This window comes from Pseudoroseicyclus aestuarii, from assembly GCF_003217255.1.
In the GTDB taxonomy this organism is placed as follows: domain Bacteria; phylum Pseudomonadota; class Alphaproteobacteria; order Rhodobacterales; family Rhodobacteraceae; genus Pseudoroseicyclus; species Pseudoroseicyclus aestuarii.
The window spans coordinates 53,593-67,421 of the sequence record NZ_QJTE01000004.1; the positions used below are offsets into that span (position 1 = coordinate 53,593).

At 70.8% G+C, this 13,829-nt stretch carries 16 protein-coding genes; 7 read left to right on the forward strand and 9 right to left on the reverse strand.

The window, feature by feature from the left end; translation table 11 throughout:
- The first annotated feature begins 113 nt into the window (after positions 1–113).
- The gene (locus tag DFP88_RS12155) at positions 114–2,078 is read left to right on the forward strand and encodes a putative bifunctional diguanylate cyclase/phosphodiesterase (RefSeq protein WP_110814931.1); all 1,965 of its coding nucleotides are present in this window, start codon (positions 114–116) and stop codon (positions 2,076–2,078) included.
- Here the strand turns inward: DFP88_RS12155 and DFP88_RS12160 are convergent.
- Genes DFP88_RS12160 through DFP88_RS12175 form a run of 4 tightly spaced genes read right to left on the reverse strand, consistent with a single transcriptional unit; the run spans position 2,075 to position 4,639 of the window.
- A complete protein-coding gene (locus DFP88_RS12160; RefSeq protein WP_110814933.1) occupies positions 2,075–2,929 on the reverse strand; it encodes an ATP-binding protein in 855 nt (284 codons plus the stop codon). The two genes, DFP88_RS12155 and DFP88_RS12160, sit on opposite strands and share 4 nt — an antisense overlap.
- Positions 2,926–3,828 carry a twin-arginine translocase subunit TatC gene (tatC, locus tag DFP88_RS12165; RefSeq protein WP_110814935.1) on the reverse strand — a complete coding sequence of 301 codons (903 nt, stop codon included), beginning with the start codon at positions 3,826–3,828 and terminating at the stop codon, positions 2,926–2,928. Before tatC ends, DFP88_RS12160 begins: the two co-directional genes overlap by 4 nt.
- Positions 3,825–4,370, reverse strand: coding sequence for a Sec-independent protein translocase protein TatB (gene tatB / locus DFP88_RS12170; RefSeq protein ID WP_110814937.1), 546 nt, complete (start codon positions 4,368–4,370; stop codon positions 3,825–3,827). The genes tatC and tatB overlap by 4 nt, the downstream gene beginning before the upstream one ends.
- Positions 4,371–4,423: 53 nt before the next feature.
- Positions 4,424–4,639: a twin-arginine translocase TatA/TatE family subunit gene (locus DFP88_RS12175; RefSeq protein WP_110814939.1), complete on the reverse strand. Its 216-nt coding sequence runs from the start codon at positions 4,637–4,639 to the stop codon at positions 4,424–4,426.
- A gap of 114 nt (positions 4,640–4,753) precedes the next feature.
- Here DFP88_RS12175 and DFP88_RS12180 point away from each other — a divergent pair, with 114 nt between their 5' ends.
- Positions 4,754–5,476 carry a helix-turn-helix transcriptional regulator gene (locus DFP88_RS12180; RefSeq protein ID WP_342767722.1) on the forward strand — a complete coding sequence of 241 codons (723 nt, stop codon included), beginning with the start codon at positions 4,754–4,756 and terminating at the stop codon, positions 5,474–5,476.
- Between the two features lie 18 nt (positions 5,477–5,494).
- On the opposite strand, the gene DFP88_RS12185 is transcribed toward DFP88_RS12180, so the two are convergent.
- Together DFP88_RS12185 and ndk are read right to left on the reverse strand one after the other, a co-directional pair.
- Positions 5,495–6,274 (reverse strand): SDR family oxidoreductase, encoded by a 780-nt coding sequence (locus DFP88_RS12185; RefSeq protein ID WP_110814941.1) that lies wholly within the window; start codon positions 6,272–6,274, stop codon positions 5,495–5,497.
- Positions 6,275–6,410: 136 nt separating this feature from the next.
- On the reverse strand, positions 6,411–6,833 hold the full coding sequence (gene ndk / locus DFP88_RS12190; RefSeq protein WP_110814943.1) for a nucleoside-diphosphate kinase: 423 nt from the start codon (positions 6,831–6,833) through the stop codon (positions 6,411–6,413).
- A 247-nt stretch (positions 6,834–7,080) separates the two neighbouring features.
- On the opposite strand from ndk, the gene DFP88_RS12195 reads away from it, so the two are divergent.
- From DFP88_RS12195 to DFP88_RS12215, 5 genes are all read left to right on the forward strand, one after another.
- Positions 7,081–7,623, forward strand: a complete 543-nt coding sequence (locus DFP88_RS12195) for a hypothetical protein (protein WP_110814945.1) — start codon at positions 7,081–7,083, stop codon at positions 7,621–7,623.
- A gap of 86 nt (positions 7,624–7,709) precedes the next feature.
- Positions 7,710–9,563: an ABC-F family ATP-binding cassette domain-containing protein gene (locus DFP88_RS12200; protein ID WP_181418634.1), complete on the forward strand. Its 1,854-nt coding sequence runs from the start codon at positions 7,710–7,712 to the stop codon at positions 9,561–9,563.
- Positions 9,560–10,054 (forward strand): GNAT family N-acetyltransferase, encoded by a 495-nt coding sequence (locus DFP88_RS12205; protein WP_245904806.1) that lies wholly within the window; start codon positions 9,560–9,562, stop codon positions 10,052–10,054. Before DFP88_RS12200 ends, DFP88_RS12205 begins: the two co-directional genes overlap by 4 nt.
- A complete protein-coding gene (locus tag DFP88_RS12210) occupies positions 10,051–10,692 on the forward strand; it encodes a MarC family protein (protein ID WP_110814948.1) in 642 nt (213 codons plus the stop codon). Before DFP88_RS12205 ends, DFP88_RS12210 begins: the two co-directional genes overlap by 4 nt.
- An 18-nt stretch (positions 10,693–10,710) precedes the next feature.
- On the forward strand, positions 10,711–11,289 hold the full coding sequence (locus DFP88_RS12215) for a retropepsin-like aspartic protease family protein (protein WP_110814950.1): 579 nt from the start codon (positions 10,711–10,713) through the stop codon (positions 11,287–11,289).
- An 11-nt stretch (positions 11,290–11,300) separates the two neighbouring features.
- On the opposite strand, the gene DFP88_RS12220 is transcribed toward DFP88_RS12215, so the two are convergent.
- The 3 genes from DFP88_RS12220 to DFP88_RS12230 are packed head-to-tail and all read right to left on the reverse strand — an operon-like array spanning position 11,301 to position 13,744.
- Entirely contained in the window at positions 11,301–11,789 is a 489-nt protein-coding gene (locus DFP88_RS12220; protein ID WP_220032331.1) for a GFA family protein, read from the reverse strand.
- Positions 11,790–11,840: 51 nt separating this feature from the next.
- Positions 11,841–12,296: a DNA polymerase III subunit chi gene (locus DFP88_RS12225; RefSeq protein ID WP_342767723.1), complete on the reverse strand. Its 456-nt coding sequence runs from the start codon at positions 12,294–12,296 to the stop codon at positions 11,841–11,843.
- A complete protein-coding gene (locus DFP88_RS12230) occupies positions 12,296–13,744 on the reverse strand; it encodes a leucyl aminopeptidase (RefSeq protein WP_110814952.1) in 1,449 nt (482 codons plus the stop codon). The genes DFP88_RS12225 and DFP88_RS12230 overlap by 1 nt, the downstream gene beginning before the upstream one ends.
- Between the last annotated feature and the right edge of the window lie 85 nt (positions 13,745–13,829).

Below are 13,829 nucleotides of genomic sequence, written 5' to 3' on the forward strand. Positions count from 1 at the left end.
GCCGCCCGTGCGGCGGCCCCGCGCCGTCAGCCCCCCTCCCCGCGCTCGCGTTATCCGGGCATTGAGGAAACCGCGCTAGCCTGCGGGCCCCGTCCCCTGCCCCCGGAGCTGCCGTGCCCTCACGCCTGCTGTCCTCTGCCCGCTTCGAGGCCGCCGCTGCGCTGCGCCTCGGGCACGAGCGGCGCGCCATGCGCCTGGTCATGATGGCGCTGTTGCTGGCGATCTGCGCGCTGGCCGGCTACCGTCTGGCGCTGCTGCCCTTCGCCGCCGCCGTCCTGCTGCTCGAGGCGGGGCCGGTGCTGATGCATCGGTGGCTGAAGGCGGTGCAGGCCCCCTCCGGCCCGCCCGAAACGCGGCTGATCCTGCTATGCGTGACGCTGCGGGTGACGGTGACCTGCGGCCCGGTGCTGCTGCTGGCGGCGCAGCCCTCGGTGCCCTTCATGCTGACCGGTGCGATCTGGCTCTGCGGCAGCTTCACCGCCATCGCCAATGCCTTCATCTCGATGCCGGTCTTCAACCGGGTGCAGCTCTCGGCGCTAGTGGCGCTGGCGGCGGCGATGTTTGCGCTGATCGCGCTCGCCGCGCCGCAGCAGGTGGAGGCCGTCTGGCACTGGGCGGTGCCGGCGCTCGTCATGGCGCTGTTCTGCCGCCACACGATGATGGGCACGCTGCTGCGCAAGCAGGGCCAGCGCGTCAGCAGCGAAGAGGAGGAGGCCGTGCAGGCGCGGCTGCGCGCGCTCGAGATGAAGGCCCGGCTCGATCCGCTGACCGGCCTGCTCAGCCGGCCCGCCTTCGACGAGGAGCTGCAGGCGCTGCTCTCGAACCGCGCGACGGGCGAGCGCATCGCGGTGCTGCTGATCGATCTCGACGGCTTCAAGCCGATCAACGACACCTACAGCCACGAGGCCGGCGACCGCGTCCTGGTCGAGATCGGTCGCCGCCTCTCGGCGCTGGCCGGCGAGGACGGCGTGGCCGGGCGGCTGGGCGGCGACGAGTTCATGCTCGCCTTCAGCGGCATCGCCAGCGAGGCGACGGCCCTGCGGCTGGCGCAATACGCGATGAAGGAGGCCTGCGCCCCGGTAAGCTGGGGCGGGACCGCCCTGCGGCTGGGCGCCAGCATCGGCGTCGCCCTCACCGGCTCTGGCCAGGCCGGCGATCTGGCGACCGTCGCCGCCCTCTGCGCGGCCGCCGATCAGGCGATGTACCGGGCCAAGGCCGATCCCGAACGCTCCATCGTCGTGCACGACGGGCGCCTGCAGGACCGCGCCCGGGCACCCGAACGGGCGGCGCTGGAAGAGGGGCTGCGCAGCGGCGCGATCCGGCCCTTCTACCAGCCGAAGGTGCGCCTCGACAGCGGCAGGCTGCACGGCCTCGAGGCGCTGGTCCGCTGGCAGCACCCCGAGCGCGGCCTGCTGCCGCCCTCGGCCTTCCTCGGCGCGATCGAGGAGCGCGGCTTGCAGGGCGAATTCATGGCGGCGATGGCGCGCGCCGTGCTCGCCGATATCTCGGCCCTGCTGGCCGAGGGGCTCGATCCCGGGCAGGTCTCGCTCAACGTGACCGAGATCGCGCTGGCGACGCATAGCGGCATGGCCGATCTGCGCGCGGCCCTCAGGGCGCATCCGCAGGCACTGCCGCACCTGACGCTTGAGATCACCGAGGACGTCTTCATCGCCCGCTCCGGCCACCTCATCCTCGACAGCATCGAGGCGCTGCGCCGCGAGGGGCTGCGCATCAGCCTCGACGATTTCGGCACCGGCTACGCCTCGCTCGAGCATCTGCGCCGGATCGAGTTCGACGAGCTGAAGCTGGACACCGCGCTGGTGCAGGACCTCGGCCAGCATCACGCCGCCGAGGTGCTGGTGAACGCCGTGATGTCGATCGCCTATGGCCTTGGCATCGACGTCATCGCCGAAGGGGTCGAGACCGAGCAGCAGCACGCGATGCTGCTGGCGCTGGGCTGCCGCTATGCCCAGGGCTACCGCTTCGGCAAGGCCATCGACCTGCAGTCGCTGCGTGTCAGGATGGAAGCGGAGCGGGCCCTGCCCGATGCCCCCGGCGTCGCCGAGCTTCGGCTCTAGGCGCCCGCAGCCTCAAGGGTCAGCCCCTCGCGCCCGGCGAGGTCGGTGAAGAACTGCCAGGCCACCCGGCCCGAGCGGCTGCCCCGCGTCGCCTGCCATTCGATCGCTTCGGCGCGCAGACGATCCTCGGCCACCTCGAGGCCATAGGCCGCGCAGTAGCCCCGGATCATCGCAAGGTACTGGTCCTGGTCGCAGGGATGAAAGCCCAGCCACAGCCCGAAGCGGTCCGAGAGAGAGACCTTCTCCTCGACCGCTTCCGAGGGGCTGATGGCGCTCGAACGCTCGTTCTCGATCATCTCGCGCGGCATCAGGTGGCGCCGGTTCGATGTGGCGTAGAGCACGACGTTGTCGGGCCGCCCCTCGATGCCGCCGTCGAGCACCGCCTTCAGCGCCTTGTAGTGCTGGTCGTCGTGGCTGAACGACAGGTCGTCGCAGAAGAGGACGAAGCGCTGGGGCGCGGCGCGCAGCAGCGCAAGGCAGCGGCCGATGCTGGGCAGGTCCTCGCGCTGGACCTCGACAAGCTTCAGCTCTTCATGCTCTGCCGCAAGAGCGCCATGCACCGCTTTGACAAGGCTTGATTTTCCCATGCCTCGCGCACCCCAGAGAAGGGCGTTGTTGGCGGCCATGCCGGCCGCGAAGCGGCGGGTATTCGCGACCAGCGTATCGCGCGCCCGGTCGATGCCCTTCAGCAGCGGCAAGTCCACCCGCGCCACCCGGGGCACCGGGATCATCCGGTCGGGATCAGGCTCCCACAGCCAGGCGGGGGCCGAGGCGAAGTCCGGCGCGGGCGCGGGCGCCGGGGCCAGCCGCTCCAGCGCGGCGGCGATGCGGCTCAGGGCCTCCTCGCTCATGGCTGCTCGTCCTCGTCGTCGTCCACCCAAAGCCCCTCGGCCCGCAGCCGCGCCTCGCGCTTGCGCTCGATCCGGGCGACGAGCCAGATCGACACCTCGTAAAGCGGGTAGACCGTGACGAAGAGGATGATCTGGCTGGTGACATCCGGCGGCGTCGCCAGCGCGGCGACCAGCAGGATCGCGACCAGCGCGTATTTGCGCACGCTGCGCAGGCCCGCGGCGCTGACCAGCCCGGCCTTGCCCATCAGCGTCAGCAGGACGGGCAGCTGGAAGCACAGCCCGAAGGCGACGATGAACTTCAGCGTGATATCGAGGGATTCGTTGACCTTGCCGAAGAAGGTGATCGTCACCCCATGGTCGGCCACCTGCCCCGCCACGCCCGATCCGATCGCCTCCTGTGCCGTCTCCTCGCCCATCAGCAGGGCCGAGACGACAGAGCTGACGTCGGCGAAGCCCAGGAAGAAGGCCATGGCCAGCGGCGTGACGATGTAATGGGCAAAGGCCGCGCCGGTCAGGAACAGCAGCGGCGAGGCGATGATGAAGGGCAGGAAGGCGTTCTTTTCCTGCCGGTACAGGCCCGGCGCGACGAAGCGCCAAAGCTGGTAGCCGATCACAGGAAAGGACAGCCCCAGCCCGAAGACCATCGAGATGCGGATCAGGACGAAGAAGTATTCCTGCGGCGAGGTATACTGCAGCGTCGGGCTTTCGGCGCCGAGGTTGCGCAGCGCGCCCTCGATCGGCTGAAGCAGGAAGTTCAGGATCGGCTCGGCCACCATGAAGCACAGCACCATGGCGATCACGAAGGCCAGCACCGACCAGATCAGCCGGGTGCGCAGCTCTGCCAGGTGCTCGATCAGCGGGGCGGCGCTGTCCTCGATCTCGTCGGCGGGGGTGCTCATGACTTGTCGCTCCGGCTGGCGTGCGGCGCGGCCTCGACCGGGTGCGGCGCGCTGATCGGCTCTGCCTCCAGATCCGCCTCGGCCAGATCGTCGGCCTCTTCTTCCGCGGCATCCAGCTGCGCAAGCTCGGCCTCGGCGGCGATGCGGCGGGCCTCCGCCTCCTCGCGCAGGCGGGCGCGCTTGGCGGCCTGGTCCTCGGCGAGAGTGGCGGTGGCGCTGGTCGGCGCGGCGGCAGATGCGGCGCCGGCGGCCGCGGTCTTGGCCGACGTCTTCGCCCGGCTCTTCAGACCCGCCGCCTCGCGCAGCTTGTCGGTGCCGAAGGATTTCGGATTGGCCGCCGCGTTGATGCTTTTCGAGATATCCTTGACGCCGGCCTCATCGGCGGCGTCCTCCATCGCGCGAGAAAATTCGCGCGCCATGGCCTTGGCCTTGCCGGTGTAGCGCCCGATCGTGCGGAACATCACCGGCAGGTCCTTGGGCCCCACCACGATCAGCGCCACGACGCCGATCATCATCAGCTCGCTCCAGCCGAGGTCGAACATGTGCTACCGCCCTGCGGACCCGAAGGCCCCCTTCCAGTGATCCTGCGGGCCGGTCAGACCCGGTCCTTTTCCTCGGTCGTGCCGCGCTCGGACACGGTCGTGGTGTGATCCTCGACCTCGGGGCGGCCGCCCTCGTCGACGCCCTTCTTGAAGGCGGTGATGCCCTTGCCGACCTCGCCCATGAGCGAGCTGATCTTGCCGCGTCCGAACAGGACCAGCACGACCACGGCGATCAGCAGAAGGCCCGGAAGCCCGATGTTGTTCAGCATCTGGAGTGTCTCCCCTCTGTGGCCCCTGCGCGGGGCCGATGCGACTTGTCGGGGGATCTCTACGCGGCGCGGCGGCGGAACGAAAGCATTCAGCGCGCCGCGCGCCGCGAATTCTTGACACAGCCCTGTCAGGAGCGCTTTCTGGCGCCGATGACCGAGGCCCCCGCCCCTGCCCGCCGCGCCGACCGGCTGGTGCGCCTGATCGCGCTGCTGCGCGACGGCCGCTTGCATCGGGCCGAGGATCTGGCCGCCCGCCTCGGTGTCACGCCGCGCACCATCTACCGCGACATGGATCGCCTGATCGCCGGGGGCGTGCCCATCGCCGGGCGCCGGGGGCTGGGCTACCGCGCCACCGCCGATGTGACCCTGCCGCCGCTGAACCTGACGCTGGCCGAACTCGAGGCGCTGCATATCGGCCTCTCGGTCGTGGCCGAAGGCGGCGAGGCGGAGCTGCGCGATGCCGCGCGATCCCTTTCCGCCCGCATCGACGCGGTGCTGCCAGAGGATCGCAGCCAGCCCGCCGCCGGCTGGGGCTTTTCCACCTACCCGCTGCCCGACGCGGCGCGCGGCTTTCGGCACATGCCGCAGCTGCGCGCCGCGGTGCGCGCGCGCCAGAAGCTCGACCTGCGGATGGAGGAGGGGCCGCGCCATGTCCTGCGCCCGCTGCGGCTGGGCTACTGGGGCCGCGTCTGGCTGCTGACCGGGTGGAGCGAGACGGCGCAGGCCTTCGCCGAGCTGCGCGCCGACCGCATCGCCGCGCTGCGCGTCCTGCCGCAGCTCTTCACCGAAGAGCCGGGCAAGACGCTGGCCGACATGGCACGCGAGGGCGGGGGCTAAGGCGCCCCCTGCCCCCAATCACATCGTCTGGTTGCCGATCCCGCCGTCGAGCAGGATGTTCTGCCCGACGATGAAGCCAGCGTGCTGCGAGCAGAGGAAGGCGCAGGTGGCGCCGAATTCCGCGGGCGTGCCGTAGCGGCGGGCGGGGATGGCGGCGAACTTCTCCTCGCGCACCGCGTCGAGGCTGCGGCCCGTCTTCTCGGCGATGCCGCCGTCGAGCGCGTCAATCCGGTCGGTGTCGTGGCTGCCCGGCAGCAGGTTGTTCATCACCACGCCCGAGGGCGCGACCTGCCGCGCGGTGCCGGCGACATAGCCGGTCAGCCCGGCGCGGGCGGCATTCGACAGGCCCAGCTGCGGGATCGGGGATTTCACCGACTGCGAGGTGATGTTGACGACGCGGCCCCAGCCGCGGTCCATCATGCCCGGCACCAGCGCCTTGATCAGCGCGATGGGCGTCAGCATGTTCGCGTCGAGCGCGGCGATGAAATCCGCCCGCTCCCAGTCGGTCCAATGCCCCGGCGGCGGGCCGCCCGCGTTGTTCACGAGGATATCGACCGCGCCCGCCGCGGCGATGACGGCCTGCTGGCCCTCGGGCGTGGTGACATCGGCGGCGACGGTCTCGACCTCCACCCCGTAGGCATCGCGGATCTCCTGCGCCGTCCGCTCCAGCTGCTCGGCGCCGCGTGCGTTCAGCACGAGGGCGACCCCGGCCTCGGCCAACGCCTCGGCGCAGCCGCGCCCCAGCCCCTTCGACGAGGCGCAGACCAGCGCCCTCTTGCCCGCGATACCCAGATCCATGTCCCGGCCCTTCCCTGTCATTGATCGGCCCACGGCTAGCACCGGGCCGGGGGCGCGGGCAAGAAGGCCCCTGACACGCGAACGGCCCGCCCCCGGCAGGGGACGGGCCGCTTGATCTCGGCGTCGAGGCCTTGGCTTAGCCGACGATCTCGAGGCCGGCGAAGAAGAAGGCGATCTCTTCGGCAGCGGTCTCGGGGGCGTCAGAGCCGTGGACCGAGTTCTCACCGACGCTCTCGGCGAATTCGGCGCGGATGGTGCCCGGCGCGGCATCGGCGGGGTTGGTCGCGCCCATGACTTCGCGGTTCTTGGCGATGGCGTTCTCGCCCTCAAGGACCTGCAGGACGACCGGGCCCGAGGCCATGAACTCGGTCAGCTCGCCGAAGAACGGACGGGCGGAGTGCACGGCGTAGAAGGTCTCGGCCTGGGCGAGGCTCAGGCGGACGCGCTTCTGCGCGACGATGCGCAGGCCGGCATCCTCGAACTTGGCGTTGATCTTGCCGGTCAGGTTGCGGCGGGTGGCGTCGGGCTTGATGATCGAGAGGGTGCGTTCGGTGGCCATGATGGTCTGCCTTTGCTGCGTTGCGGGCGCCGGACCGCGGCCCGGCAGAGGTGTTCGGCGCGCCCCTAGCATGGGGGGCGGGGGCTGAAAAGGGCGCAGGCTCGCGGAACATGGCGGCTTTGCCGGTCGGGATCCGCCACCGGCCGGCCCGCGGCGTTAACCCTGCCATCGGGATCTCGTTACGATTAGAGGTAAAGGCGGATTAAACGGTCTTCATTCGGTGGGGGCACCGTTCAGGAGACCAGTCATGTCGATCAGTTTGATCCCCGCCGGCAGCTTTGGCCGGACCGGCAGCGGCGAGACCCAGCAAACCTCGCAGACGAGCCAGGAGCCGCAGACCACCGAGAGCAGCACCTCGACGGCGCGCCAGGGCGGCACGGCCCAGACCGCCGCGCCCGCGCCCGCTGGTGGCGGTACCGCCCGCCCGGTCGAGGCCCCCGCCTTTGCCGCCCGCGCTGGCGAAGCACGCGTGACGGCCGCCTTCGCCGGCGGCGACATCGGCACTGCCGCTGCCGACGAGGCCCTGGCCCGCGCCTCTGCCCTCAGCGCCATCGCCGAGGCGCGCAGCGCCGATGTCATCGCCGGCCTCTCGAAGATCGCCGAGGGCGCGGCCTCGCCCATGGCCGCGCTCTTCGACAGCCCCGCCGCCCCGGAAGAGGGCGCCATGACCGCGGCGCCGGTGGCCGCCGCCGCCCCGGCGCAAACGGTCGCCGAGGGGTCGGCCACGACCTCGCCCTACGCGGCCGAGGCCGGGGCCGACGGCGCCACGGGCCTCGACATCCGCGCCTGACCCCGCCCGCCCCGGGTCCCGGCCCGGGGCGGATGCACGCCCGAGTGGCGATTGACGCGCCGCAGCCTATGAGGCACAGCCACCCCATGCTGCGCATCGATGACATTTCCTACTCCGTAGAGGGGCGCCCGCTCCTCGATCATGCCTCTGCCGTGATCCCCGCCGGCCACAAGGTCGGCGTGGTGGGTCGCAATGGCACCGGCAAATCCACGCTCTTCCGCCTGATCCGGGGGGAGCTGGCGCTGGACACCGGCAGCATCTCGATCCCCAAGGATTCCAAGATCGGCGGCGTCGCGCAGGAGGTGCCCGGCAACGAGGTCAGCCTGATCGACACAGTGCTGGCCGCCGATACCGAGCGCGCCTCGCTGATGGCCGAGCAATCCGAGGATCCCAACCGCATCGCCGAGATCCAGACCCGGCTCGCCGATATCGACGCCTGGTCCGCCGAGGCGCGGGGCGCGACGATTCTGAAGGGTCTGGGGTTCACCGACGAAGAGCAGCGCATGCCCTGCTCCGCCTTCTCGGGCGGCTGGCGGATGCGCGTCGCGCTGGCCGCGGTGCTGTTCAGCGAGCCGGACCTGCTGCTGCTGGATGAGCCGACGAACTACCTCGACCTCGAGGGCTCGCTCTGGCTCGAAACATACCTGTCGAAGTACCCGCATACCGTGCTGATCGTCAGCCATGACCGCGGCCTTCTGAACCGCTCGGTCACCGGGATCCTGCATCTCAACGACCGCAAGCTGACCTACTGGTCCGGCCCCTACGACCAGTTCGCCCGCCAGCGCGCCGAGCAGCGCGCCGTCCTCGCCGCCTCGGCCAAGAAGCAGGAGGCGCAGCGCGCCCACCTGCAAAGCTTCGTCGACCGCTTCAAGGCCAAGGCCAGCAAGGCCCGGCAGGCGCAGAGCCGGGTCAAGATGCTCGAGAAGATGGAGACGATCCGGGTGCCCGAGGATGCCGCCCGCACCGTCTTCACCTTCCCCGAACCCGAGGAGCTGTCGCCCCCGATCATCGCCACCGAGGGCGTGAGCACCGGCTACGGCGAGACGGTGATCCTGCGAAACCTCGACCTGCGCATCGACCAGGACGACCGCATCGCCCTTCTGGGCCGCAACGGCGAGGGCAAGTCCACGCTGTCGAAGCTGCTGTCGGACCGGCTGCCGGCGCTGGGGGGCAAGATCGTCCGATCCTCCAAGCTGCGCATCGGCTTCTTCGCCCAGCACCAGGTGGACGAGCTGCGGATCGAGGAGACGCCGCTGCAGCACATCCAGCGCGCCCTGCCCGACGTAATGCCGCCCAAGCTGCGCGCCCGCCTCGCCGGCTTCGGCCTTGGCGCCGACCAGGCCGAGACCGAGGTCGGGCGCCTGTCCGGCGGGCAGAAGGCGCGGCTGTCGCTGCTGCTGGCGACGCTGGATGCGCCGCATCTGCTGATCCTCGACGAGCCGACCAACCACCTCGACATCGAAAGCCGCGAGGCGCTGGTCGAGGCGCTGACCGAATATTCCGGCGCCGTGATCCTCGTCAGCCACGACATGCACCTTCTGTCGATGGTCGCGGACCGGCTGTGGCTGGTCAAGGACGGCCGCGTCGCGCCCTACGACGGCGATCTGGAAAGCTACCGCCGGATGCTGCTGTCGGGCGATGGCGGCGAGAAGAAGCCGCAGAAAAAGCCCGAGGCCCCGAAGACGCCCAAGCCCAGCCGCGACGAGATCCTCGCCCTGCGCGCCGAAGCCCGCAAGAACGAGCAGCTCGTCGCCAAGATCGAGGGCATGCGCGACAAGCTGGCCACGAAGCTTGCCGATCCCGAGCTTTACGAGGATGCCCGCAAGGGCGAGCTCGAGACATGGAACAAGAAATACGCCGAGGTGATGGAGGGCCTGCACCGCGCCGAGGCGATGTGGATGGCCGCGCTCGAGAAGCTGGAAAAGGCGCAGGCGGCGTGAGCCTGCAGCTTCGGCCCTATGCGCCCGCCGACTGGCCCGCGCTCTGGCCGATCCTGCGCAGCGTGATCCGCGCCGGCGACACTTATACCTACGCCCCGGACACCGACGAAGACACCGCCCGCGCGCTCTGGCTGGATCCGCCCAGCACCCGCGTGGTCGTCGCCGAAGAGGCCGGGCGCATCCTCGGCACCGCGCATATGGGGCCGAACCGGGACGGGCCGGGCGATCACATCGCCAATGCCTCCTACATGGTGGCCGAGGCTGCGCGGGGCCGCGGCGTCGGCCGCGCCATGGTGCGCGACACGATCCGCTGGGCCGGTGAGGCCGGCTACCACGGCATCCAGTTCAATGCCGTCGCCGCCAGCAACGAGGGCGCCCTCGCCCTTTACGCCGACCTCGGCTTCGTCACCCTCGGCGCCGTGCCCGGCGGCTTTCGCCATCCGCAGCGCGGGTTCGTCGATCTGCACATCCTCTACCGGGCCCTGCCATGACCGATCTGTCGAGCCTGATCACCGCCTATACGACGCTGTTCGTCATCGTCGACCCGCTGGGCCTCGTGCCCGTCTTCATCGCGCTGACGCGCGGCATGTCCGCGGCGCGGCGGCGGATCATCGGGCTGCGCGCCTGCCTCGTCTCGGCGGTGCTTTTCGGCCTCTTCCTCGTGGTGGGCGAGAAACTGCTGCGCTTTCTCGGGATCACCTTCCCGGCCTTCCGCATCGCCGGCGGCCTGCTGCTGTTCCTGACCGCGCTCGACATGCTTTTCGAGCGGCGGCAGGAGCGGCGGCAGAACAATGCCGAAGGCGCCGAGGACGAGGATGACCCCTCGGTCTTCCCGCTGGCCCTGCCGCTGATCGTTGGGCCCGGCGCGATCACCACGGTGATCCTGCTGGCCGACCGCGCCCATGGCGCCGCCGATTTCGCCGCCATCGCCCTTGTGCTGGCGCTGATCCTGCTGACCGTCTTCGTGGCCTTCCTCCTCGCCGCCCCGATCGAGCGGCTGCTGGGCGGCGTCGGGCTGAACGTGGTCACGCGGGTGCTGGGCATGCTGCTCGCGGCGCTGGCGATCCAGTTCGTGCTCGACGGGCTTCTCGCCTCGGGCCTCACCGGCGGCCTTGGCGGTCCGCGCTAGAGGCCCCATATCAGCGGCATGACCGGAGACGAGATCGCCCGCATTCTCTTTCTCGTGCTGCTCGGCACGGCCCTCGTCGGCTGGTTCATCACCGAGAACCGCGCCAGCCTGGGCAAGACCGCGCGCATGGCCGCGGCCTGGGGGATGATCTTCCTCGGGGTGATCGCCGCCGTCGGCCTCTGGGGCGACATCCGCGGCACCGTCCTGCCCCGCCAATCGCTGATCGGGGGCGCCGCGATCGAGGTGCCGCAGGCGCGCGACGGGCACTACTACCTGACCCTGCAGATCAACGGCACGCCGGTCGAGTTCGTCGTGGATACCGGCGCCACCGACATGGTCCTGTCCGAGGATGACGCCCGCCGCGCCGGGATCGACCCCGGGGCCCTGACCTATGGCGGGCAGGCGATGACGGCCAATGGCGCCGTGCGCACCGCCGCCGTCTGGCTGGACAGCGTCAGCCTCGAGGGGATCACCGATACCGATGTGCGCGCCGTGGTCACCGACGGCGGGCTGCCCTTCTCGCTGCTGGGGATGGGCTACCTGCGCCTCTTCGGCCGGATCGAGATCGAGGACGGGCGGCTGGTCCTGACCCGCTGAAGCCGCAGCGGTCAGTCCGGCGCGTGCCAGCCCTGCGTGTCGTGATCGGGGTGCTGACGGCTGCTCGCCGCGATCCGTGCCGCGGCCTCCGGATCCTCCTCCTCCATTGAGGCGTCGAACGGAAGATGGCCGAGCTGTCCCAGCTGCGGCGCAGCCAGATCGCGCGACGACTCTGAGACCAGCGGAATGGCTCCCGGATCGTCGAAACTGCCGATCGTGATCGAGACATGGCCGCCGCTGCGCCTGTGATAGAACAGCGGCGTGCCGCAATCGCGGCAAAAGCCGCGCTCGATCCCGGCGCTGCTTTCGAAAACCGCGGGGGTGCCGCGCGTCCAGGTCAGCACCGCCCTCGGGACACCGACGAGAGCGGCGAAGAAGTTGCCCGTCGCCTTCTGGCACATCCGGCAGTGACAAACGTGCGGATTGTCCAGCAGCCCGCCGGCGCTATAGCGCACCGCGCCGCACTGGCAGCCGCCGCTCATCGGAAACTCCGGCATCATCGCTTCCCTCTTCGGTCTCGGGGTCCATCCACAGGCCGCGGGGGCGCCGGGTCAACCCTGCTTCTTCACCCAGCGCCCCTCGTCCTGCGCCCAGTACTGCGCCGCGACACCGGCGCCGGTCAGCCGCCGCCACTGGCCGCGCGCCGCCTGCAGCGCCGCCTCGTCGTAGCCGTCGAAAAGGATGCAGACCCGCTCCAGCTTCTGCGCCTCTTCCGGCGCGGCCTCGGCGCCGCCCACGCAGAAGAGGCAGGCGGGATCGTTGGTGGCCGCCTGCCCCGGAACCGTCAGGAGCACGGGCTGCGCGGCATCCTGCGCGCCGCCCGCCAGAGCATGCGGCAGGAAGCTGTCGGGCGCCCCCTGCCACAGCGCCAGGTCCAGCCGCTCCTGCGCGGCTGTATCCGTGCCGCGCAGTTCCACCCGCCAGCCGGCCTGCGCCGCGCGCGGCAGCAGCTGGGCCAGGACGTCTTCGACCCGGCCCTCCGTCAGGTGGTAGAACAGCGCAGGCATCAGCCCTCGTAGCCTTCGGCGATCAGCCGGTTCAGCGTGCGCACGCCCCAGCCCGTCGGGCCGTTGGGATAAAGATCGCCGCCCTTGTCGGAAAAGGCGACCCCCGCGATATCGAGGTGCACCCAGGGCACATCGTCCTTGACGAAGCGCCGCAGGAACTGCGCCGCTGTGATCGAGCCTGCGGGCCGCCCGCCGGTGTTCTTCATGTCGGCGATCCGGCTCTTGATCAGCTTGTCGTAGCCCGGCCCCATCGGCATCCGCCAGGCGCCCTCGCCCTCGGCATCCGCCGCCTTGAGGACCGCGCCCGCCAGGCCGTCGTCGTTCGAGAAGACGCCCGCCATCTCGTGGCCCAGCGCGATCAGCATGGCGCCGGTCAGCGTGGCCAGATCGACGATGCCGCGCGGCTTGAACCGCTCCTGCGCGTACCACAGCACATCCGCCAGCAGCAGCCGCCCCTCGGCATCGGTGCTGATGATCTCGATCGTGTCGCCCTTCATCGAGGTCAGCACATCGCCCGGCCGGATCGCATCGCCCGAGGGCATGTTCTCGACCAGCCCGACAAGGCCGACGACATTGGCCTTCGCCCCGCGCATCGCGAGGGTCTTCATCACCCCCGCCACGACGCCGGCGCCGCCCATGTCCATGGTCATCGCCTCCATCCCGGCCGAGGGCTTGAGGCTGATGCCGCCGGTGTCGAAGACCACGCCCTTGCCGACGAAGGCGAAGGGCGCGCCCGTCCCGCCGTTCCACTGCATCACCGCGACCTTGGTCGGGCTGCTCGATCCCTGCCCCACGCCCAGAAGCGCGCCCATGCCCAGCGCCTCGAGCTGCGCCTCCTCGAGGATCTCGACCTCCACGCCCAGATCCCGCAGCCCCTCGAGGCGGGCGGCGAACTCCGTCGTCGTCAGCACATTGGCCGGCTCGTTCACGAGGTCGCGGGTAAAAAGCGTGCCCTCGGCCACGGCGCGCAGCGGCGCCCAGGCCGCCTCGGCGGCGTCCGGATCGGGAGACATCACCGTCACCGGACCGAGCGGCGCCTTGGCCTCCGTCCCCGCCCCGCGCCGGGCGGTGAAGTCGTAGGCCCGCAGCGCGAGACCCAGAAGCACCTCCGGCAGCCCCTCCTGCCCGCCGGCCAGCAGGGTCACCGGCCCGCGCCGGGCCGTGGTGGCGATCGCCGCCCCGGCACGGCGCAGCACCTCGGCCTCGGCGCCCTCGGCCAGCTTCACGGCGATCAGACCTTCGGCCGCCATGTCCTGCGGCATCGCGATCTCGACGGCGCCGCCCTCCTCGAGCTTGTCCCAGCGGTCCGAGGCCTGAAGCCGCTGCAGCGCCGCGCGCGCCCCCGCGCCCAAGCGCTCGGGCAGCGCGCCGAGGATCACCGCGACGCGGCCCTCGGCCTGCGCGGCATCGCCGTCGCGGAGGAATTCGATCGGGGTCAGGTCGGTCATGCCGGGGCTCCTCGAAACATCATCGGATGGATGCGCGCACCCTAGGCCCGCCCCGGCCCGAGCGCCACCACCCCGGCGGGATCCC

Excerpts from the sequence above, each read along its gene's own strand:
- tatB (WP_110814937.1), bottom strand. The coding sequence starts at position 4,370 with ATGTTCGACCTCGGCTGGAGCGAGCTGATGATGATCGGCGTCGTGGCG.
- tatC (WP_110814935.1), bottom strand. The coding sequence starts at position 3,828 with ATGAGCACCCCCGCCGACGAGATCGAGGACAGCGCCGCCCCGCTGATC.
- DFP88_RS12175 (WP_110814939.1), bottom strand. The coding sequence starts at position 4,639 with ATGCTGAACAACATCGGGCTTCCGGGCCTTCTGCTGATCGCCGTGGTC.
- ndk (WP_110814943.1), bottom strand. The coding sequence starts at position 6,833 with ATGGCCACCGAACGCACCCTCTCGATCATCAAGCCCGACGCCACCCGC.
- DFP88_RS12220 (WP_220032331.1), bottom strand. The coding sequence starts at position 11,789 with ATGATGCCGGAGTTTCCGATGAGCGGCGGCTGCCAGTGCGGCGCGGTG.
- DFP88_RS12210 (WP_110814948.1), top strand. The coding sequence starts at position 10,051 with ATGACCGATCTGTCGAGCCTGATCACCGCCTATACGACGCTGTTCGTC.
- DFP88_RS12160 (WP_110814933.1), bottom strand. The coding sequence starts at position 2,929 with ATGAGCGAGGAGGCCCTGAGCCGCATCGCCGCCGCGCTGGAGCGGCTG.
- DFP88_RS12195 (WP_110814945.1), top strand. The coding sequence starts at position 7,081 with ATGTCGATCAGTTTGATCCCCGCCGGCAGCTTTGGCCGGACCGGCAGC.
- DFP88_RS12230 (WP_110814952.1), bottom strand. The coding sequence starts at position 13,744 with ATGACCGACCTGACCCCGATCGAATTCCTCCGCGACGGCGATGCCGCG.
- DFP88_RS12200 (WP_181418634.1), top strand. The coding sequence starts at position 7,710 with ATGCTGCGCATCGATGACATTTCCTACTCCGTAGAGGGGCGCCCGCTC.
- DFP88_RS12185 (WP_110814941.1), bottom strand. The coding sequence starts at position 6,274 with ATGGATCTGGGTATCGCGGGCAAGAGGGCGCTGGTCTGCGCCTCGTCG.
- DFP88_RS12225 (WP_342767723.1), bottom strand. The coding sequence starts at position 12,296 with ATGCCTGCGCTGTTCTACCACCTGACGGAGGGCCGGGTCGAAGACGTC.
- DFP88_RS12215 (WP_110814950.1), top strand. The coding sequence starts at position 10,711 with ATGACCGGAGACGAGATCGCCCGCATTCTCTTTCTCGTGCTGCTCGGC.